This window comes from Mycobacterium yunnanensis (genome assembly GCF_025823185.1).
Classification (GTDB): domain Bacteria; phylum Actinomycetota; class Actinomycetes; order Mycobacteriales; family Mycobacteriaceae; genus Mycobacterium; species Mycobacterium yunnanensis.
On the sequence record NZ_JACKVK010000001.1, the window covers coordinates 1 to 19,605 of the forward strand.

The following is a 19,605-nucleotide window of genomic DNA, read 5'->3' on the forward strand; positions in this document are numbered from 1 at the left end:
CGTCCATCGCGCGCTTACGTAACGCGTAGAACGACTTTCTTGAGATGCCGTGCTCGGCGCAGAACGTCGAGACCGCACCCCGCGGCGCGTCATCGGGCCACTGCGAGATCGCCAGCCGGACACGAGGATCGATGGGTTCATTGACAGCCACCCCCGCAGCCTCGGTGCAGAAGTGTCACCACCAAGACCACCCGAAACGTCACCAATGTCCTGATGCAGAACTGTCACCCATGTCCTGAGACATGACAGCCGACAAGAGCCGGCGCTACAACACCTCCGCCTCGAGCCGCCGCAGGAAGTCCCTCGGCGGACCAAGCAACTGTGCGCTGCCGTGCGCCCGCTTGAAGTACAACTGCGCGTCGTACTCCCACGTGATCCCCACGCCACCGTGCATCTGAATCGACTCGCTCGCCACGGCCTGGAACGCCTCGGTGGCCGCGACCCGGGCCAGCGCCGCCGACGTCGGCGACGGGTCGGCAACCGCATCGTCCACCAGGGCGCGCGCCGACTGCACCGAGACGTACAGATCGGCCATCCGATGCTTGAGTGCCTGGAAGCTGCCGATGGGCCGACCGAACTGCACCCGCTCCTTGGTGTAGGCGACCGTCAGTTCGAGGCAGCGGTCGGCGGCGCCAATCTGCTCGGCTGCCAACAGGATTGCCGCGATGTCGGCGAGACCCGGATCCGTCCCCACACTCACCGACTTGCCCACCTCGACGCGACCAAGCCGCCGGGTGGGATCCATGGTGACGAGTGGCTCGGCGGTGAAACTCGCCCAGCGGTCGATCCGGCCGGCCTCGCACGCCAGCACCACGTCGGCGACGTCGCCGTTGAGGACGTACCCCGGATCGAAGACGACCGTACCGATCGAGGTCCCCGCGGCCAGTGCCTCCAGCGCATCGGCATCGGGTTCGTCGGCAGCCAGCAGTGCAAGCTCCGCGAGAGTGGTGCCCAGCAGGGGAGTCGGGACCAGACCTCGGCCCAGCGTTTCGACGACCACGGCCGCGTCACCGAGTTCGCCACCGGCCCCGCCGAGGTCCTCAGGGACGACCAACGCGGCCGCGCCGACCTGCTCGCACAGCAGCGTCCACAGGGATTCGTCATACCCCCGCTCGGATTCCATTGCCCGCCGGACGCTTTCGGAGTCGGCGTGCTTGGCCACGATCGACGCGACCGTGTCGCGGAGCATCTCCCGTTCGTCGCTCATGACGGACTTCCGACCAGTGCGTCGAGTACGCGGCGGCGGTGCCACGTCGGGTCGCCCCACGCGGAGTGCAGTGCCTGGACCCTCAGGATCAGCAGGGAGAGGTCGTGCTCCTGGGTGTATCCGATGGCGCCGTGGGTCTGCAGCGCCGTGCGTGCCGCCAGCAGGGCGGCGTCGGCGGCTGCCGCCTTGGCCGCGCTGACGTCACGCGCGGCATCGGGTGAGTCGTCGGCCAGCGACAGCGCGGCGCCGTAGACCAGTGGACGGGCCAATTCGACGGCGATGTGGACGTCGGCGAGGGCGTGCTTGATCGCCTGATACGAACCGATCACTCGACCAAACTGGCTGCGCTGCTTGGCATAGTCGACCGAGCCGTCCAACATGGCCTGGCCCGCACCGATCAGCTGGGCGGCGGTGGCCAGCACGCCGAAGTCGACGGCCTTCTCCGTGTCGGCGGCCCACGGTCGACCCGTTGCGGTCACGTCGAACAGGTGGCGGGACGGGTCCACCGAGTCGTGCCGGGCTCCGGTGTCGGCGCCGTACACCTCGCCGTCGGCGGCCACCAGTACGAGACCGGCGACGTCGGCGTCGACCGCGCGGGGGACCAGCGGCGGCATCGCCACGGTGGCCATCAGCTCACCGGAAGCCAGCGACGAACTCCGCTCGTCACCGGAGAGCAGGAGCGGTGCAACGGCGATCGACTCGGTCACGGGGCCGGGAACGCCCCAACGCCCCAGCCGTTCCAGGGCCACCACCAGGTCGACGGGATGGGCGCCGATGCCGTCGAACTCCTCGGCCACCATCAGCGCCGTGACACCCAGATCGGCCAGCGTCGACCACACCTTGCGACCCGGTCCGGTGTCGCCGGTCGACCATGCGCGGATGGCGCCGGGTACGTCGGCTGCGGTGAGTGCGCCGTCGATACTTGCCGCGAAGTCACGCTGCTGGTCGTCCAGCTCGAATCTCACTTCGGCTCCCTGGGCAGGCCGAGCAGCCGCTCGGCGATGATGTTGCGCTGAATTTCGTTGGTACCCGCGTAGATCGGCCCACCGAGGGCGAACAGCAGGCCGTCGGTCCAGTCGTCGACGAGCTCGGCGTCCGGTCCACGGAGGTCCAACGCGCTCTGATGCAGTGCGACGTCGAGATCGGACCAGAACACCTTCGTGACCGAGGATTCCGCGCCCAGTTCTCCGCCCGCAGCCAGTCGGGTGACGGTGCCGAACGTGTGCAGTCGGTAGGCCTGCGCTTTGATCCAGGCGTCGGCCACCCGGTCGGCGAAGACGGGGTCGCGGTTGACCGTCCATGCTTCGACCAGACGTTCGGCAGGTGCCAGGAATCGGGCCGGACTGCGCAGCGACATACCGCGTTCGTTGCTCGAGGTGCTCATGGCCGCGGTCCACCCGCCACCCACCTCGCCGATGACGTCGTCGTCGGGGACGAACACGTCGTCGAGGAAGATCTCACCGAACCCGGTGGCCCCGCCGAGCTGGGCGATGGGTCGCACGGTCACGCCGTCGGCGTGCAGGTCGAACATCAGGTAGGTCAGGCCCTTGTGGCGTTGCGACGTCGGGTCGGATCGAAACAGGCCAAAGGCCCTGTCGCCGAACGGGGCGCGGGAGCTCCAGATCTTCTGTCCGTTGAGCAGCCAGCCGCCGTCGGTCTTGGTGGCCGTCGACCGCAGCGATGCCAGGTCGCTGCCCGACTCGGGCTCCGACCACGCCTGCGCCCAAATCTCCTCGCCGCTGGCCATCTTGGGCAGCACTCGCCGGCGCTGCTCCTCGGTGCCGTGTGCGAAGAGGGTCGGGCCCAACATGGAGGTGCCGTTGGCGCTGGCACGACCCGGTGCGCCCGCCCGGAAGTATTCCTCCTCGTAGACGATCCACTGCAGCAGGGTCGCGTCGCGGCCGCCGAACTCCTTGGGCCACGCGATCACCGACAGACCGGCGTCGAACAGCACCTTGTCCCAGTGGCGATGTTGTTCGAATCCCTCGGCGAGGTCGTAGGACACGCGCGGAAAATGTTCGGTGTTGGCGGCCAGGAACTCGCGAACCTCGGCGCGGAAGTCCTCGGTTTCGTCGTCGACGATGAGGTCCATCAGAGCATCTCTCGCAGCAGCGGTTTGACCACTTTTCCTCCAGGGTTGCGTGGCAGCAGGTCGACGAAGACCACCGAGCGCGGGGTCTTGAAGTTGGCCAGGTGTTGGCGGGCGTGGGCGATCACGGTCTGCTCGTCGAGGTGTCGATCGGCCTTGGCCACGACGAATGCTCTGCCTACCTCGCCGAGGCGTTCGTCGGGGACTCCGATGACGGCGCTGTCGGCCACGCCGTCGAGGCGGGCGAGCACCTGCTCCACCTCGGCTGGATAGACGTTGAAACCGCCGCAGATGTACATGTCCTTTAGGCGGTCGGTGATGCTCAGATTTCCTGCCGCATCGAGCCTTCCGACGTCACCGGTGTGCAACCAGCCGTCGGCGTCGACGGCCGCGGCGGTGGCCTCCGGGTCGTCCAGGTAGCCGAGCATGACGTTCGGGCCCCGCAACAGCACTTCACCCTCGTCGGAGCCCTCGTCGGCTCCGTCGATCCTCAGCTCGAAGTCCGCGATCGGGCGGCCGCAGGTGGTGGCGACGGTGACGGCGTCGTCGTCGGCGCGGCACATCGTGCCGAAACCCGTTGCTTCCGTGAGTCCGTAGGCCGTCAGGACGATGTCGATGTCGAGCTCGTCCTGCATGCGCTCGATGAGCACGACGGGGACCACGGCGGCACCGGTGACGGCGAATCGCAGCGACGACAGGTCGTAGTCACCGCGCCGTGGATGGTCGAGGAGGGTCTGATAGATGGTCGGTGGGCCGGGGAGCACGGTGATCCGCTGGTCCTGAACCGCCCGCATGGCGTGCTCCGGGTCGAACGTCAGCTGCGGGATCAGCGTCGCACCGGTTTGCAGGCACGCGAGAATGCCTGCCTTGAAGCCAAAGTTGTGGAAGAACGGGTTGATGCAGAGGTAGCGATCGGCGCTGGTGAGCAGACCGCACGCGGCCCACGCCGCAGGTGCCTCTAGTGACTGCCGGTGCGCACTCAGGACGCCCTTGCTGCGCCCGGTGGTACCCGAGGTGAACAGGATGTCCGAGACGTCGTCGGGACGCACCGCGGCGGACCGTGCATCCACCACGTCGAAATCCACTCCGCGAGAGACGAATTCGTCCCATGTCCCGTCGTCCAATTCGATCGGCACCCGCACGACGTGCCGCAGGGAGGGCAGCGTCGTACGGTCGAGTTCGGCGGTCTTGTCGGCCCCGAGGAATCGGCCCATGCCGATCAGCAACGGGGCTGCGGTCCGAGCCAGGATGTCGGTGGCCTCGCTGGCCGTGTAGCGCGTGTTGAGGGGGACGACGACGGCGCCGACGTACTGCGTGGCAAGGCACGCGACCACCCAATGCCATGTGTTGGGGGACCAGATGGCCACCCGGTCGCCTGCGCCGACGCCGAGGTCGACCATGGCCGCCGCGGCGCGTCTGACCTCGGCTCGCAGTTCCGAGTAGGTCAGCGTCCGATCGTCGGTGACCAAGGCTTCGTGGTCGGAGAAGTCGGCCGCAATCCGGTCCAGAACGCCGGGAACGGTCCGCGGCTGGCTCTCCATCGAGACTCCTCTAACAAAGCAAGTGCTTGGTAGGTTAGCCTACAGGGGTGATAGAGGTCCAGGAGTTCAGGGCCGAGGTCCGGCAGTGGCTCGCCGACAACCTCGTCGGCGAATTCGCCGCGCTCAAGGGCCTTGGCGGGCCCGGCCGCGAACACGAGGCCTTCGATGAACGGCGCGCGTGGAACCAGCATTTGGCCGCGGCCGGGCTGACGTGTCTCGGATGGCCGGAAGAACACGGTGGCCGCGGCTTGACGGTCGCGCACCGCGTCGCGTTCTACGAGGAGTACGCCCTCGCCAACGCGCCCGACAAGGTCAACCACCTCGGTGAGGAACTGGTGGGTCCGACGCTCATCGCTTACGGCACCCCCGAGCAGCAGCAGCGCTTCCTGCCCAAGATCCTCGACGTCACCGAGCTGTGGAGTCAGGGTTACTCGGAGCCGGGTGCGGGCAGCGATCTCGCCAACGTGGCGACCACCGCGGAGCTGGACGGTGACCACTGGGTGCTCAACGGGCAGAAGGTGTGGACGTCGCTGGCCCACTGGGCGCAGTGGTGCTTCGTCATCGCCCGCAGCGAGAAGGGCTCCAAGCGGCACGCCGGCCTGTCCTACCTGCTGGTCCCACTCGACCAACCCGGCGTCGAGATCCGTCCCATCATCCAGCTCACCGGTGACTCGGAGTTCAACGAGGTCTTCTTCGACGACGCCCGCACCGACGCCGACATGGTGGTCGGCGAGCCGGGTGACGGCTGGCGGGTCGCCATGGGCACGCTGACCTTCGAGCGCGGGGTGTCCACGCTCGGGCAGCAGATCCGTTACGCCCGAGAGCTGTCCGGAATCGTGGATCTGGCGAAGAAGTCCGGCGCCGTCGACGACCCGGTGATCCGGGAGAGACTGACCCGGTCTTGGCTCGGGTTGAAGGCCATGCGCTCGTATGCGATGGCGACCATGGACGTCGAGCGCCCCGGGCAAGATTCGGTGTCGAAGCTGTTGTGGGCCAACTGGCATCGCGAGCTCGGTGAGATCGCGATGGACGTCCAAGGCAAGGCCGGCTTGTTGCTCGACGGCGGCCAGTTCGACGAGTGGCAGCGGCTGTTCTTGTTCTCCCGCTCGGACACCATCTACGGCGGGTCCAACGAGATCCAGCGCAACATCATCGCCGAGCGGGTGCTTGGCCTACCGCGGGAGGCTAAGTACTAGTGGACCTTTCGATTGCACCCAAGGAGATCGACGGCCACGGCCTGCTGACGGGCAAGGTCGTCCTGGTCACGGCCGCCGCGGGTACCGGCATCGGATCGGCGGCCGCGCGACGGGCGCTGGCCGAGGGTGCCGACGTCGTCGTGTCGGACTTCCACGAACGTCGACTCGGCGAGACCAAGGACGACTTGGCCGCACTCGGCCTGGGCCGGGTCGAGGCCGTGGTCTGCGACGTCACGTCGACCCCGGCGGTGGACGCGCTGATCACCGACACGGTCGCCACGATGGGCCGGCTCGACGTCTTGGTCAACAACGCCGGCCTCGGCGGGCAGACCCCCGTGGTCGACATGACCGACGACGAATGGGACCGGGTGCTGAACGTGACGCTGACCTCGGTCATGCGCGCGACCCGGGCGGCACTGCGCTACTTCCGCGGCGTCGACCACGGCGGTGTCATCGTCAACAATGCGAGCGTGCTGGGCTGGCGCGCCCAGCATTCGCAGTCTCACTACGCCGCGGCGAAGGCCGGGGTTATGGCGCTGACCCGTTGTAGCGCAATCGAAGCCGCGGAGTACGGGGTGCGCGTGAACGCCGTGTCGCCCAGTATCGCCCGACACAAATTCCTCGAGAAGACCAGCAGCACGGAGCTTCTCGACCAACTGGCGTCCGACGAGGCGTTCGGCCGAGCTGCCGAACCCTGGGAAGTGGCGGCCACCATGGCCTTCCTGGCGAGCGATTACTCCAGTTACCTGACCGGCGAGGTCGTCTCGGTGTCGAGCCAGCGCGCATGACCAGCCCAGCGCCAAGTCGCCGCGACGAGCTCCTGTTGCTTGCCGCGGCGATGTTCGCCGACCGTGGTCTGCGGGCCACCACCGTGCGCGACATCGCGGATTCCGCAGGCATCCTCTCGGGCAGCCTCTATCACCACTTCAAGTCCAAGGAACAGATGGTCGAGGAGGTCCTGCGCGACTTCCTCGACTGGCTCTTCGGCCGGTACGAGGAAATCCTCGACAGCGAGACCGATCCCCTCAAGCGGGTCGAGGGACTCTTCATGGCGTCCTTCGAGGCCATCGAGCACCGGCACGCTCAGGTCGTCATCTACCAGGATGAGGCGCAGCGTCTGTCGGCGCTGCCGCAGTTCGGCTTCGTCGAGGAACGCAATCGCGAACAGCGCACCATGTGGATCAACATCCTCAAACAGGGTGTCGCCGAGGGCTGCTTCAGCGCCGACCTCGACGTCGACCTGATCTACCGCTTCATTCGAGACACCACCTGGGTGTCGGTCCGCTGGTATCAGCCGGGTGGGCCACTCACCGCCGAGCAGGTGGGCAGGCAGTACCTCGCCATCGTGCTCGGCGGCATCACCAACGAAGGAGATTGAGCAATGGGTCAGGCATACATCGTCGACGCCGTGCGCACCGCGGTCGGCAAGCGCAACGGCGGGCTCTCCGGCGTTCATCCCGTCGACCTCGGCGCCGCCGCGTGGCGCGGCCTGTTCGACCGCAACGACGTCGACCCCGGTGCCGTCACCGACGTCATCGCCGGTTGCGTGGACGCCGTCGGCGGGCAGGCCGGCAACATCGCCCGGCTGTCGTGGTTGGCCGCGGGTTTCCCCGAGGAAGTGCCCGGCGTCACGGTAGACCGCCAGTGTGGCTCCAGCCAGCAGGCCATTTCCTTTGGGGCTCAAGCGATCATGTCCGGCACGGCCGATCTGATCGTCGCGGGCGGCATGCAGAACATGAGCCAGATTCCGATCAGCTCCGCGATGATCGTCGGCGAGCAGTTCGGCTTCACCTCGCCGACCAACGAGTCCAAGAGCTGGTTGCATCGCTATGGCGACCAGGAGATCTCGCAGTTTCGTGGCTCGGAGATGATCGCCGAGAAGTGGAATCTGTCGCGTGAGGAGATGGAGCAGTACGCGCTGACCAGCCACCAGAGGGCGATCGAGGCCATTCGGGCTGGGTACTTCGAGAACGAGATCATCCCGGTGGACGGCTTCGTCACCGACGAGGGTCCGCGCGAGACATCGCTGGAGAAGATGGCCGGGCTCAAGACCCTCGTCGACGGCGGCCGGTTGACCGCCGCGATGGCCAGCCAGATCTCCGACGGTGCCAGCGCGGTGCTGATCGCCTCCGAACAAGCCGTGAAGGACCACGGTCTGACGCCGCGAGCCCGTATCCACCACGTGAGCGCCCGCGGCGCCGACCCGGTGTACATGCTGACCGGCCCGATCCCGGCAACGCACTACGCGCTGGAGAAGACCGGTCTGTCCATCGACGACGTCGACACCGTCGAGATCAACGAGGCGTTCGCCCCCGTGGTGATGGCGTGGCTGAAGGAGACCGGTGCCGACCCGGCGAAGGTCAACCCCAGCGGTGGCGCAATCGCGCTCGGGCATCCGCTTGGTGCGACGGGCGCGAAGCTCTTCGCCACGATGCTGAACACGTTGGAGCGCACGGGCGGTCGCTACGGCCTGCAGACGATGTGCGAGGGCGGCGGCACCGCCAACGTGACGATCATCGAGCGTCTCTAGGCGTCGCCGAGTGTGAACCTCGCGGCGTGCAGAGCCCGTTTCTCGCCGTCAGATTCCCACTCGCGCCGTGTGCTGCCTGTGGACAACCCGCCCAAGGGCCGTCGTCGCCGTCGGTGCCGGGCCCGATGATGCGGTCATGACAGCGCCATGGCCCTTCATCGGCACCGAAGCCAGATCGAGCGCCGTCGTCGGCGACCGGGCGATCCGGCGGGACTACGAGCAGCTCTATCCCGGTGTCTTCGTGCCTCGCGGTGTCGAGCCGTCGGCGCGCCAGCGGGCGGAGGCGGCGTGGCTGTGGTCGAAGCGCCGCGGAGTCGTGGCGGGCCAGTCGGCCGCCGCTCTGCTCGGCGTCAGGTGGGTGGACGGCCGCGCGCCTGCGGAGCTGATCTACGACAACAGGAAGACACCCTCGCGGCTGGTCGTGCGAACCGAACGGCTGGCTGCCGGAGAGACGTTCGCGCTCGGATCGATGCGGGTGACCACCGCAGCCCGAACCGCATTCGACGTCGGCCGGCACACCGCCTCGCGGGTGAGTGCGGTGCAGCGAATCGATGCCCTCGCCCATGTCACCGGGCTGACGGTGATCGAGGTCGGCGCCGTCGCCGCCGATCACCCCGGTGTTCGTGGCCTGCGGCGGCTGCGCAGCGTCCTCGAATTGGTCGACGGCGGTGCCGAGTCACCGCAGGAGACGGTCGCGCGATTGGCGCTCGTCGACGCCGGCCTCCCGCCGCCACGAACGCAGCTGCGGGTCTTCGGTGACGCCGGTGAATTCGTCGCGCGCCTCGACATGGCATACGAGGACGCGAAGGTCGCCGTCGAGTACGACGGTGCGCAGCATTGGACGGATCCGGCCGTACGCCAACGCGACATCGACCGGCACTTCGCGCTGGCCGAGCTGGGGTGGCTCGTCATCCGGGTCAGCCGAGACTTGCTGCGCTACCGCAGGCCCACCTATGTCGCCCGCGTCGAGGGTGCGCTGCGCGAGCGCGGTTTCGCCCTCCCGACTGTGAAGTTCGTGGCGGACCACCAGCGGTTGGCGTCGTGAGATTCACAGTCGAGCGGCTCTAGGCCTGCGAGTCGACCACCGTCGCCGACGGGGCGTTGCGTTCCCACAGCACGGCCCCGACGCACGCGGTCAGCACCCAGCCGGTGCCGACCGCACCGCACCACGTGAGCAGCGCCATCGCCACGCCGATCGGTCCGAGCTCCTCCCAGCCAGCGAGAACCGGCGGGAAGAACCAGCGTGACCCCAACGGCAGCACCACACCGTCGATGACCACCCCGGCCAGTCCGGCGAGCAAGAGATACTGCCGTCCCCGCCCGCCGTCGCGCACCAGCAGCGCCGGGGTCACCGACCAGAAGAGCCAGACCGGGATCAGCGACAGCAGGAAGCGCACGACCCTCATGCCGGCGTGATGGTCGCCGCCGAAGGCGATGCGGTCGCGGAATCCGATCATGACGAGGTAGAGCGCGAACCAGAGCACGCCGCGCCACAGCCGACCCGAGAGCGGAAACTGTTCTCGGCGCCACGCCTTCGCGAACAGACCGGCGATCATGATGCCCATCGGGACGCCCCACACCAGGAAGCCCGCGACACCGATGAAGGTCCAGCTCGAACGAAGTGCTGCCGAGTCCCCGAACGCCGCTCGCACGTGGTCGGACACCGGGTGCACGAGGCCCAGCTCGCGAATGATCAGCGTGCCGGGGCTGGCGTTGTCGGCAAATCCCCGCAGGTAGCTGAAGCCCATGATCATCAGTGGGATGACGGTGGTGAACAGTTGCACCGACACCATGGCGCCCAGCGTGCCGCCCTCGATCTCGGTGAAGCGGGCGACGACCGCGGTGACGGGCCGCAGGCGACGGGCCTCGGCCAGCTGCCGGTAGCGCTCCTGCAGCCGTTGGCGGCGCAGCCCCGTGTCGGATTGGGTGAGGTCTTCGTTCATGGCGGTCGCGACGCTACCCCCGGCAGCTGTGCGCGCCGCGACTCAACGAATGTAAGCGGAGGCCGCCCTGAGGTGCTCGACCGCCTCGTCGACGATCGTCGGAACCAGTTCGGCGCACGACGGCAAATCGTCGAGGATCCCGGCCACCTGCCCGGACGCCAGCACGCCGGCATCGGTGTTGCCGTCCACTAGACCCGCCTTCAGCAACATCGGCGTGTTGGCCGCCATGACGATCTGCGACCAGGTCAGCTCCTTGCCGCGGCGCATGGCGAGGCCATCCTTGACGATCGAACGCCACGTCATGCCGGACATGTCCTTGAACTTCTGGGCGTTGAGCACGGCTGCGGTGAAACCGCGCACCGGCGAACCGCTTTCGAGCTTCTCGACCAGTCCGGTCCGCAACACCCGGTGCGGCATGCCGTCCACCCGCTTGGAGACGACGGTGGCGTCGAAGGCGGAGTCGAGGTAGCGACGCTTGACCTCGTCGGGCACGGTCGAATCCGTCGTCAGCAGGAAGCGCGTGCCCATCGCCACGCCTGCTGCACCGTAGGACAGCGCGGCGGCCAGGCCGCGACCGTCGAAGAAGCCACCCGCGGCGACCACGGGGATGTCCACCGCGTCCAGCACCGACGGCAACAGCAGCGTGGTGGCGACCGGTCCGGTGTGGCCGCCGCCCTCGCCACCCTGGACGATGACGGCGTCGGCACCCCAACCGGCCACCTTCTTCGCGTGCTTGGCCGCGCCGACGGACGGGATGACCACCACGCCGGCCTCTTTGAGCTTGGCGATCAGTTCCGGCTTCGGGGCTAGGGCGAAGGAGGCGACGCTGACTCCTTCGCGGATCAGGAGGTCGACGCGGTCTCCGGCGTCGCCCGCGTCGGCACGCATGTTGATGCCGAAGGGTTTGTCGGTGGCGGCCTTGACCTTCGTCACGGCGGCCGCCAATTCGTCGAGGGTCATCGTCGCCGAGGCGAGGATGCCGAGGCCGCCGGCGTTCGACGTCGCCGCGACGAGCCGGGCACCGGCCACCCACCCCATGCCGGTTTGGACGACGGGATGTTCGATGCCCAGCAGCTCGGTGAGCCGCGTCTGCAAGTGGCTCATGATCGGATCTCGCGATCGCGCAACGACTTCGGGTCGATCACCTCGCGAATGAGTCGGAGCTCCTCATCCGTGGGGAGGCGGGACTCCCCGGCGTCGTCGAGACCGTGCACCTCGAACGACGTGTTCTCGGCGACCTGATCGGGTTCCACGCCAGGATGCAGTGACAGCGCACGCATCTGATGGTCCGGACCCCCGAAGTCGAAGACGCCGAGGTTGCTCACCACCCGGTACACGCAGGCGAACCGGAAGGCGGGGTTGTCGGTGTCGACCTTGTCCCACCCGATGCCGGACACGATGTCGACCGAATCGCAGAACACCCGCGGCGAATGCGCCCCGACCCAGTAACTGGTGGCATGGTTGACGGTGTTGCCCGGAGCCCCACGCACACCGAACATCTGGCGCTTGGGGTGCTGAATCGGGCCGAACGCCGAGAGGTTCTGGTTGCCGTAGCGGTCGACCTGATTGGCGCCCATCACGACGTGGCGCCTGCCCCAGGTGAGGGTCTCGAACACCCGCCCGAACGGCATCCAGCCCTCGATGGCCCCGGCAGCGCCGAGCGCGGGCGTGTCGGCCAGGATGCGGGCCTCGCCGTCGGTCAACAGGATGTCGGGGGAGAAGGTGAGCCGCGCGAGACGGGCGCCGACCGACACCATGTTCGCCATCGGGCTGACCATGATTTCACCTGCGTCGCGGAACAATTCGGCGCAGGCGACGGCGCACACCTCGGCCAGGGTTGCGTCGGTCATTTCGAGGCCTCCTCTGCGAACGTCCGCACCGCGGCCTGGTAGTCGTCCTCACTACCCGAGAGGTAGGTGGCGACGAACCGAGCCCACGTCTCGTCGGAGCCGGCAGCCTCGGCGTAGTGTCGCTGGAACTTCTCGTCGCGGCGGTAGTCCGGCTCGTTGGTGGTGAAGTGCGCCCCGTTGGGGGCCTCCACGACGTCGTCGACCATCATGCGGTTGACCAACAACGCCTGCGCGGGAACGGCCTTGACCAATTCCTCGGTCGAGACCACCCGCTCGACGCTCATCAGCCTCTTCGTGGCCGACATCAGGAACAGGTCGTCGAAGTAGGGGTCGATCCCGGTGTAGGCGGCGTTGCCGTGCGCGTCGCCAAGGTTGAGATGCACCAGAGCGACGTCGAGGTTCAGCGCCGGCATGGCGATCAATTCCTCGTAGGAGTCTCCCGTGGGGTAGGGCGAACGCACCGTCGTGAGCTCGTCGCCCCAGAACGTGCGGACGTCGCTGCCGAGACCGGCGCGGATGGGAAGGAACGGAAGTCGTTGTGCGGCAGCCTGCAAGCCGCAGCGCAGCATGCCCTCGTCCATCTCGCGGGCCTCGATCGCACCGGTGGTCCTGGCCTTGGCGAACCACGGGTCGTAGAAGGGTGGCGAGTCCAGCGACACGAAGCCGTAGTAGACGCGCTTGACCTTGTTCGCCGAACACAGCAGGCCGAGGTCGGGGCCTCCGTAGGTGACGACGGTGAGATTGGTGACGTCGGTGCGCAACAGTGCGCGAACGAGCGCCATGGGCTTGCGACGCGAACCCCAGCCGCCGATGCCGATGGTCATGCCGCTCTCGATCGAGGAGACGGCCTCGTCCAAGGATGTTCTCTTGTCGGTCACGAGTTCCCCTTCGACGTTCCCGCGAAGGCGTCCCGATGCTCGTCGGCCACGCCGGCGAGGTTCAGCTCGAACGTAAAGCCCTGTTCCATCCGATATCTGGCGTTGGGCGGTTGCGAGTCGATCAAATTCAGGGCTTCCTTCGCGGCGCGGATCACGCGGGTGTCCTTGGCGGCGATGTCGCGGGCGACGCGTAGCGCCGCCTCGTCGAGGTCGGCGCGCGGCACCACCTCGTGGACGGAGCCGAACTGGTGCAGTGTCTGCGCGTCGACCGTCGCGGCGGTGAAGAACAGCCGGCGCATCATGTGTTGGGGCACCAGTCGCGAAAGGTGCGTGGCCGCACCGAGTGCGCCGCGTTCGACCTCCGGAAGGCCGAACTTCGCGTCGTCGGATGCGACGATGACGTCGGAGTTGCCGACCAGTCCGATGCCACCGCCGACGCAGAATCCGTTGACGGCGGCCACGACGGGCACCTCGCACTCGTAGACCGCTCTAAAGGCGTGAAAGCAGCCACGATTGGCGTCGATGAGCGCGGTGAAGCCCTCGGTGTTCTGCATCTCCTTGATGTCGACGCCCGCGTTGAACCCACGACCCTCGGCACGCAGGATCACCACGTGGGTGTTCCGGTCGCGCCCCGCGGCGGTGATCGCATCACCCAACTCGAACCAGCCGCGCGAGGGGATGGCGTTCACGGGTGGATAGTCGACGGTGACCGAGACGATGCCCGGCTCAACGGTCTTGGTGGTGATCGTCATACCAACTCCTGGGGCGGCTACCTAAGCAAGCACTTGCTTGGTACGCTAGCACAGTGACCGACGCGGCTGGAATCAATCTGGGACTCGCCAACCGCGTCGTGCTGGTGACTGGCGGCGTGCGAGGGGTTGGCGCCGGCATTAGTGGTGTATTAGCAGATCAGGGGGCCACGGTCGTCACGTGCGCCCGCCGACCGGTCGACGGCTCGCCCCACGAGTTCGTCCCATGCGACGTTCGCGACGACGATGCGGTCAAGGCGCTCGTCGACGGGATCGTCGAACGCCACGGCCGTCTCGACGTCGTGGTCAACAATGCGGGTGGTTCGCCTTACGTGCTCGCCGCCGAAGCGTCGGCCAGGTTCAGCAGGAAGATCGTCGAATTGAATCTGCTTGCGCCGCTGTCGGTCTCGCAGCATGCCAACGAACACATGCAGAAGCAGTCGAGCGGGGGCTGCATCGTCAACGTCTCGAGTGTCAGCGCGCGTCGGCCGACGCCAGGCACCGCGGCCTACGGCGCAGCCAAGGCCGGTGTCGAAAGCCTCACCGCCACACTGGCCGTCGAGTGGGCGCCCAAGGTGCGCGTGAACTCGCTCGTGGTCGGCATGGTGCAGACCGAGCAGGCCGACCTGTTCTACGGTGACGCCGAGTCGATCGCGGCCATCTCGGCCAACGTGCCGCTGGGGCGCCTTGCCACCCCTGCCGACGTCGGTTGGGCGGCCGCGTTCCTGGCCAGCGATGCCGCCTCCTACATCAGCGGCGCCTCACTGGAGGTCCACGGTGGCGGCGAACCACCGCACTACCTTGCCACGACCAATGCCATCACATAATCGAGGAGACGACGTACATGGGCTTGCTTGACGGCCGAGTGGTCATCGTGACGGGATCCGGCGGCGGGATCGGGCGGGCCCACGCGTTGGCCTTCGCGGCGGAGGGTGCCCGCGTCGTCGTCAACGACATCGGGGTCGGCCTCGACGGATCGCCCGCAGGCGGTGGCAGCGCCGCCCAGACTGTGGTCGACGAAATCACCGCCGCCGGAGGCGAAGCCGTCACCAGTGGCGCGAACGTCGCCGACTGGTCGCAGGCCGAAGGACTCGTCCAGACCGCAGTCGACGCGTTCGGCGGGCTCGACGTGCTGGTGAACAACGCCGGCATCGTCCGGGACCGGATGTTCGCCAACACCAGTGAGGAGGAGTTCGACGCCGTCACCGCCGTGCACCTCAAGGGGCACTTCGCGACGATGAAGCACGCCGCCGCGTATTGGCGTTCCAAGTCCAAGGCGGGGGACACCGTCGACGCCCGCATCATCAACACCAGCTCGGGTGCCGGTCTTCAGGGCAGCGTGGGTCAGGCCAACTACAGCGCGGCGAAGGCCGGCATCGCGGCGCTGACCCTGGTGGCCTCGGCCGAGATGGGCCGTTACGGCGTCACGGTCAATGCCATCGCGCCCTCGGCCCGCACCAGGATGACCGAAACCGTCTTCGCCGAAATGATGTCGACCCAGAACGCCGCCTTCGACGCCATGGCGCCGGAGAACGTGTCGCCGTTGGTGGTGTGGTTGGGCAGCAGCGAATCCCGCGACGTCACGGGCAAGGTATTCGAAGTCGAAGGCGGCATCATCCGGGTGGCCGAGGGATGGGCGCACGGTCCGCAGGTCGACAAGGGCGCGCGCTGGGATCCAGCCGAACTGGCCCCCGTCGTCACCGACCTGTTGGCCAAGGCTCGGCCGCCGGTGCCGGTCTACGGCGCCTGATCGGGTTCGCACACCACCAGCGGGATCACCCGGTCGGTGGCGTCGCGATATCCCTTGTACGGCGGGTACATCTTGATCAGCACCGGCCAGTAGCGACGGCGTTCCTCCTCGGTCGCGTCGCGGGCGGTCATCGCCAGATGCTCGTCACGGACCTGCACCTGGACGGCCGGGTTGGCCTTGAGGTTCAGGTACCACGCCGGATTGCCGTCGCGGCCGCCGAACGACGCCGGCAGCACGACCTTCTCGCCGTCGCGTAGGCAGAGCGTTGCGGTGGTCCTCGGCTGACCCGTCTTGCGGCCGGTGGTGGTGATCAGGGCGGCGGGGAACCACAGCAGCTTCGCGCCGAGCTTGCCGTTGGTGCCCTGATACACCGCGATGTGCGCGCGAGAGAAGTACTTCAGCGCCAGCGCCAGGGCCCCCGAGTTCCGAATCTTCTCGGACACGTCGATCATGGCCTCTAGTTAGCCAGGACGGCCTTCGCGCAAACGTGCCTACGGGTCGCAGATGACGATGGGGATCTTGCGGTCGGTGTAGGACCGGTAGTTGGCGAAGTCCGGGTACATGGCGTCGAGCTTGGGCCAGTAGTCGTCTCGCTCCGCGTCGGTGGCCTCGCGCGCGGTGAGTGCGTAGGTGCCGCGCTTGGTCTGGAACGTCACCTTCGGATTGGCCTTCAGATTCAGGTACCACATCGGGTTGGTGGCTCGGCCGCCCTGCGAGGCGACCAACACGACGCGCTCGCCCTCCTGCAGGAAGAGCAGAGGGCTGTCACGGGGTTCGCCCGACTTGCGACCGATCGTCGTGAGGATTCCGACTTCGGTGCCCTTGAGGAACTTGTTGCCGATCTTCCCCTTGGTCTTCTTGAAGACGAAGGTCTGCGCCTTGGACATCCACTTGATCGCGGTGCCCACCTTGGCCGAGTTGAGGCCTTCGATTTGCTTGTCGTTGAGGGGGCGGGAGGGATTGGCCACGGGTCGTACGCTATCGCTTGATGAACGGCCGGATGTCGGCCCGGATGTGTTGGATCTCGTCGTCGCTGGTGAAGTGGAAGGTCTCGTCGACGTGGGCGCACACCCGCCTGCCGGCCAGCGACGGCTTGGTGATGACGTCGAACTTGGCTCGCAGTGCGTCGCCGACGACGGTGAACTCCGGCGCGGTGGTGGTCTCGATGATGCGGTACTGCGGACCGCGGTTCAGGCTGCGGCGCAGGTGATCTCCCGAGAATCCCGTCTTGAGCCCCACCTCGACGCGTGTGCAGTCCCGCGCGAACGGGACGTCGTCGGCCCGGTGGTTGGCGAGCGCGCTGATGTAGGCCTGCGCGGCCGCCACGCGGTGGGGGTCGGGTTCCACTAGATCCGCTCGATGATGGTGCCGGTGGACAGTGCCCCGCCTGCGCACATCGTGATCAGCGCGGTGCTCTTGTCGGTGCGCTCCAACTCGTGCAACGCCGTGGTGATCAGACGGCTGCCGGTGCTACCGACGGGGTGCCCGAGGGCTATCGCCCCGCCGCTCACGTTGACGGTGTCCATGTCCGGCTCGTGCACCTGAGCCCAGGACAGGACCACTGACGCGAACGCCTCGTTGATCTCGGTGATGTCGATGTCGCCCATCTTCATCCCGGCCTTCTCGAGTACCTTCGCCGTAGACTGCACGGGACCGTCGAGGTGGTAGTACGGCTCGGAGCCGACGAGCGCCTGGCTGACGATCCTGGCGCGGGGCGTCAGGCCGAGCGCCTTGGCGCGGTCTTCGTCCATCCACAGCACGGCGGCCGCGCCGTCGGAGATCTGCGACGACGTGCCCGCCGTGTGCAGGGCACCTTCCATGACCGGCTTCAGCTGCGACAGACCCTCGAGGGTGGTCTCGCGCAGGCCCTGGTCGCGGGTGACGAAGGCGCGCTCCTCGGTCGGGCGCTTGTTCTCGTCGAGCACGGGCGCCTCGATGGGGCTGATCTCGCGGTCGAAGCGACCCTCCGCCCAGGCTTGCTTGGCCTTCTGCTGGGAGGCGAGCCCGAAGGCGTCGAGATCCTCGCGGGTGATGCCGCGGCGCTTGGCGATTCGCTCGGCCGCGGTGAACTGGTCGGGCAGGTCGACGTCCCAGGACGCGGGGCGGATGATGCTGCGATCGGGCCCGGCATTCGCACCGAGGCCCACCCGGCTCATCGCCTCGATACCGCAGGCGATCCCGACGTCGATGGCGCCCGCGGCGATCAGGCCGGCGACCAAACCGTTGGCCTGCTGGCCGCTTCCGCACTGGCAGTCGACCGTCATCGCCCCCACGTGCTCGGGCAGTCCGGCGACCAGCCAGCCCACCCGGGTGATGTTGTTGGACTGCTCACCGAACTGCGTGACACAGCCTCCGATGACCTGTTCGACGATGCCGGGGTCGATCCCGGCCTTCTCGACGAGGGCCTTCTGAGTGAGGCCCAACAGCTCGGTGGCGTGCAGTCCGGACAGCCAACCGTTGCGCTTGCCGATGGGGCTGCGGGTGGCTTCGACGATGACGGGGTTGCCCATTCCGTCAGGCTAGAACACGTTTCATTACTCTGACAAGCTGCGATGCGCCTGCGCCTTTGATCTGCGACTAAGGCATGTTTTACTGGCACTAGAACACGTTGCATTTAGGAGAGCACCTCTATGGCCCCCCTCAATTTCCCCGCCGACTTCGACTTCCTCGATCCGGACGTCAACCTGGCCGGTCTTCCCGTCGACGAACTCGCCGAGTTGCGCACGTCCGAGCCGATCCACTGGGTGGACATTCCCGGTGGCGCCGGAGGCTTCGAGGACAACGGCTACTGGCTGGTCACCAAGCACGCCGACGTCAAGGAGGTGTCCCGCCGCAGCGACGTCTTCTCCAGCTGGCAGAACGGCGCGATCCCGACGTGGCCCAAGGAGATGACGCGCGAGGCGGTCGAGATGCAGCGCGCCGTGATGCTCAACATGGACGCACCGCACCACACCCGGCTCCGCAAGATCATCTCCCGCGGTTTCACCCCGCGCGCGATCGGCCGACTCGAGGAGGAGCTGAGCCAGCGGGCCCAGAACATCGCCAAGTCCGCCGCGGCCGAGGGCACGGGCGACTTCGTCGAGCAGGTGAGTTGCGAGCTGCCACTGCAGGCGATCGCCGGCCTCCTCGGTGTGCCGCAGGACGATCGCGACAAGCTGTTCCGCTGGTCGAACGAGATGACCGGCGGCGAGGATCCCGAGTTCGCCGACGTCGACCCGGCGCAGTCGTCGATGGAACTCATCATGTACGCGATGGCCATGGCCGACGAGCGGGGCAAGAACCCCACCGACGACATCGTGACCACGCTGATCCAGGCCGACGTCGAGGGGGAGAAGCTCTCCGACGACGAGTTCGGCTTCTTCGTCATCATGCTCGCGGTCGCGGGCAACGAGACGACGCGTAACTCCATCACCCACGGCATGATCGCCTTGGCGAACAACCCGGATCAGTGGGAGCTCTACAAGAGGGAACGACCGTCCACCACCGCCGACGAGATCATCCGTTGGGCCACACCGGTTTCGGCATTCCAGCGAACCGCACTCGAGGACACCGAGCTGGCGGGGGTGTCGATCAAGAAGGGTCAGCGACTGGTGATGTCCTATCGCTCGGCGAACTTCGACGAGGACGTCTTCACGGACCCGCACAGGTTCGACATCTTGCGCGACCCCAACCCGCACGTCGGATTCGGCGGCACGGGCGCGCACTTCTGCATCGGCGCCAACCTGGCGCGAATGACGATCAACCTCATCTTCAACGCGGTCGCCGATCACATGCCCGATCTCAAGCCCGTCGGCGAGCCCGAGCGGCTACGGTCGGGATGGCTCAACGGAATCAAGCACTGGCAGGTCGACTACACCGGCGCCGCGAGCTAG

At 67.4% G+C, this 19,605-nt stretch carries 21 protein-coding genes; 8 read left to right on the plus strand and 13 right to left on the minus strand.

The window, feature by feature from the left end; genetic code table 11:
* Positions 1-265 precede the first annotated feature (265 nt).
* From ipdE2 to fadD3, 4 genes are read right to left on the minus strand one after another with little or no spacing between them, the layout of a single operon-like run.
* Complete coding sequence (ipdE2, locus tag H7K45_RS00010; RefSeq protein WP_263993638.1) at positions 266-1,207, minus strand: acyl-CoA dehydrogenase IpdE2; 942 nt, start codon at positions 1,205-1,207, stop codon at positions 266-268.
* The gene (locus H7K45_RS00015; protein WP_263993639.1) at positions 1,204-2,172 is read right to left on the minus strand and encodes an acyl-CoA dehydrogenase family protein; all 969 of its coding nucleotides are present in this window, start codon (positions 2,170-2,172) and stop codon (positions 1,204-1,206) included. Before H7K45_RS00015 ends, ipdE2 begins: the two co-directional genes overlap by 4 nt.
* Positions 2,169-3,299: an acyl-CoA dehydrogenase family protein gene (locus H7K45_RS00020; protein WP_263993640.1), complete on the minus strand. Its 1,131-nt coding sequence runs from the start codon at positions 3,297-3,299 to the stop codon at positions 2,169-2,171. The genes H7K45_RS00015 and H7K45_RS00020 overlap by 4 nt, the downstream gene beginning before the upstream one ends.
* Positions 3,299-4,837, minus strand: a complete 1,539-nt coding sequence (gene fadD3 / locus H7K45_RS00025) for a 3-((3aS,4S,7aS)-7a-methyl-1,5-dioxo-octahydro-1H-inden-4-yl)propanoate--CoA ligase FadD3 (RefSeq protein ID WP_263993641.1) — start codon at positions 4,835-4,837, stop codon at positions 3,299-3,301. Before fadD3 ends, H7K45_RS00020 begins: the two co-directional genes overlap by 1 nt.
* 47 nt (positions 4,838-4,884) lie before the next feature.
* Here fadD3 and ipdE1 point away from each other — a divergent pair, with 47 nt between their 5' ends.
* The 5 genes from ipdE1 (at position 4,885) to H7K45_RS00050 (ending at position 9,608) form a co-directional block, all read left to right on the plus strand.
* Positions 4,885-6,033, plus strand: a complete 1,149-nt coding sequence (gene ipdE1 / locus H7K45_RS00030) for an acyl-CoA dehydrogenase IpdE1 (protein ID WP_263993642.1) — start codon at positions 4,885-4,887, stop codon at positions 6,031-6,033.
* Complete coding sequence (gene ipdF, locus H7K45_RS00035; protein ID WP_263993643.1) at positions 6,033-6,821, plus strand: (5R,7aS)-5-hydroxy-7a-methyl-1-oxo-2,3,5,6,7,7a-hexahydro-1H-indene-carboxyl-CoA reductase; 789 nt, start codon at positions 6,033-6,035, stop codon at positions 6,819-6,821. The genes ipdE1 and ipdF overlap by 1 nt, the downstream gene beginning before the upstream one ends.
* Positions 6,818-7,411: a TetR family transcriptional regulator KstR2 gene (gene kstR2 / locus H7K45_RS00040; protein WP_263993644.1), complete on the plus strand. Its 594-nt coding sequence runs from the start codon at positions 6,818-6,820 to the stop codon at positions 7,409-7,411. Before ipdF ends, kstR2 begins: the two co-directional genes overlap by 4 nt.
* 3 nt (positions 7,412-7,414) lie before the next feature.
* Positions 7,415-8,563, plus strand: coding sequence for a steroid 3-ketoacyl-CoA thiolase FadA6 (gene fadA6 / locus H7K45_RS00045; protein ID WP_263993645.1), 1,149 nt, complete (start codon positions 7,415-7,417; stop codon positions 8,561-8,563).
* A 136-nt stretch (positions 8,564-8,699) separates the two neighbouring features.
* Positions 8,700-9,608 carry an endonuclease domain-containing protein gene (locus tag H7K45_RS00050; RefSeq protein ID WP_263993647.1) on the plus strand — a complete coding sequence of 303 codons (909 nt, stop codon included), beginning with the start codon at positions 8,700-8,702 and terminating at the stop codon, positions 9,606-9,608.
* Between the two features lie 19 nt (positions 9,609-9,627).
* On the opposite strand, the gene H7K45_RS00055 is transcribed toward H7K45_RS00050, so the two are convergent.
* From H7K45_RS00055 to echA20, 5 genes are read right to left on the minus strand one after another with little or no spacing between them, the layout of a single operon-like run.
* A complete protein-coding gene (locus H7K45_RS00055; protein ID WP_263993648.1) occupies positions 9,628-10,506 on the minus strand; it encodes a hypothetical protein in 879 nt (292 codons plus the stop codon).
* A gap of 42 nt (positions 10,507-10,548) precedes the next feature.
* Positions 10,549-11,610 carry a (3aS,4S,5R,7aS)-5-hydroxy-7a-methyl-1-oxo-octahydro-1H-indene-4-carboxyl-CoA dehydrogenase gene (gene ipdC, locus H7K45_RS00060; protein WP_263993651.1) on the minus strand — a complete coding sequence of 354 codons (1,062 nt, stop codon included), beginning with the start codon at positions 11,608-11,610 and terminating at the stop codon, positions 10,549-10,551.
* Complete coding sequence (gene ipdB / locus H7K45_RS00065; RefSeq protein ID WP_263993653.1) at positions 11,607-12,356, minus strand: cholesterol ring-cleaving hydrolase subunit IpdB; 750 nt, start codon at positions 12,354-12,356, stop codon at positions 11,607-11,609. The genes ipdC and ipdB overlap by 4 nt, the downstream gene beginning before the upstream one ends.
* Positions 12,353-13,234: a cholesterol ring-cleaving hydrolase subunit IpdA gene (gene ipdA / locus H7K45_RS00070; RefSeq protein WP_263993654.1), complete on the minus strand. Its 882-nt coding sequence runs from the start codon at positions 13,232-13,234 to the stop codon at positions 12,353-12,355. Before ipdA ends, ipdB begins: the two co-directional genes overlap by 4 nt.
* Positions 13,231-13,986, minus strand: a complete 756-nt coding sequence (gene echA20 / locus H7K45_RS00075) for a (7aS)-7a-methyl-1,5-dioxo-2,3,5,6,7,7a-hexahydro-1H-indene-carboxyl-CoA hydrolase (protein ID WP_263993656.1) — start codon at positions 13,984-13,986, stop codon at positions 13,231-13,233. The genes ipdA and echA20 overlap by 4 nt, the downstream gene beginning before the upstream one ends.
* Positions 13,987-13,994: 8 nt before the next feature.
* Here echA20 and H7K45_RS00080 point away from each other — a divergent pair, with 8 nt between their 5' ends.
* Together H7K45_RS00080 and H7K45_RS00085 are read left to right on the plus strand one after the other, a co-directional pair.
* Positions 13,995-14,810, plus strand: a complete 816-nt coding sequence (locus tag H7K45_RS00080) for an SDR family oxidoreductase (RefSeq protein WP_263994213.1) — start codon at positions 13,995-13,997, stop codon at positions 14,808-14,810.
* Positions 14,811-14,827: 17 nt separating this feature from the next.
* On the plus strand, positions 14,828-15,733 hold the full coding sequence (locus H7K45_RS00085; RefSeq protein ID WP_263993657.1) for an SDR family oxidoreductase: 906 nt from the start codon (positions 14,828-14,830) through the stop codon (positions 15,731-15,733).
* Here H7K45_RS00085 and H7K45_RS00090 read toward each other — a convergent pair.
* The 4 genes from H7K45_RS00090 to H7K45_RS00105 are packed head-to-tail and all read right to left on the minus strand — an operon-like array spanning position 15,721 to position 18,243.
* A complete protein-coding gene (locus H7K45_RS00090; RefSeq protein ID WP_263993658.1) occupies positions 15,721-16,185 on the minus strand; it encodes a nitroreductase family deazaflavin-dependent oxidoreductase in 465 nt (154 codons plus the stop codon). The two genes, H7K45_RS00085 and H7K45_RS00090, sit on opposite strands and share 13 nt — an antisense overlap.
* Positions 16,186-16,224: 39 nt before the next feature.
* A complete protein-coding gene (locus H7K45_RS00095) occupies positions 16,225-16,701 on the minus strand; it encodes a nitroreductase family deazaflavin-dependent oxidoreductase (RefSeq protein WP_308206376.1) in 477 nt (158 codons plus the stop codon).
* Between the two features lie 10 nt (positions 16,702-16,711).
* On the minus strand, positions 16,712-17,080 hold the full coding sequence (locus H7K45_RS00100) for a DUF8021 domain-containing protein (protein ID WP_263993659.1): 369 nt from the start codon (positions 17,078-17,080) through the stop codon (positions 16,712-16,714).
* Positions 17,080-18,243, minus strand: a complete 1,164-nt coding sequence (locus H7K45_RS00105; protein WP_263993660.1) for a steroid 3-ketoacyl-CoA thiolase — start codon at positions 18,241-18,243, stop codon at positions 17,080-17,082. Before H7K45_RS00105 ends, H7K45_RS00100 begins: the two co-directional genes overlap by 1 nt.
* A 120-nt stretch (positions 18,244-18,363) precedes the next feature.
* On the opposite strand from H7K45_RS00105, the gene H7K45_RS00110 reads away from it, so the two are divergent.
* Positions 18,364-19,605: a cytochrome P450 gene (locus H7K45_RS00110; RefSeq protein WP_263993661.1), complete on the plus strand. Its 1,242-nt coding sequence runs from the start codon at positions 18,364-18,366 to the stop codon at positions 19,603-19,605.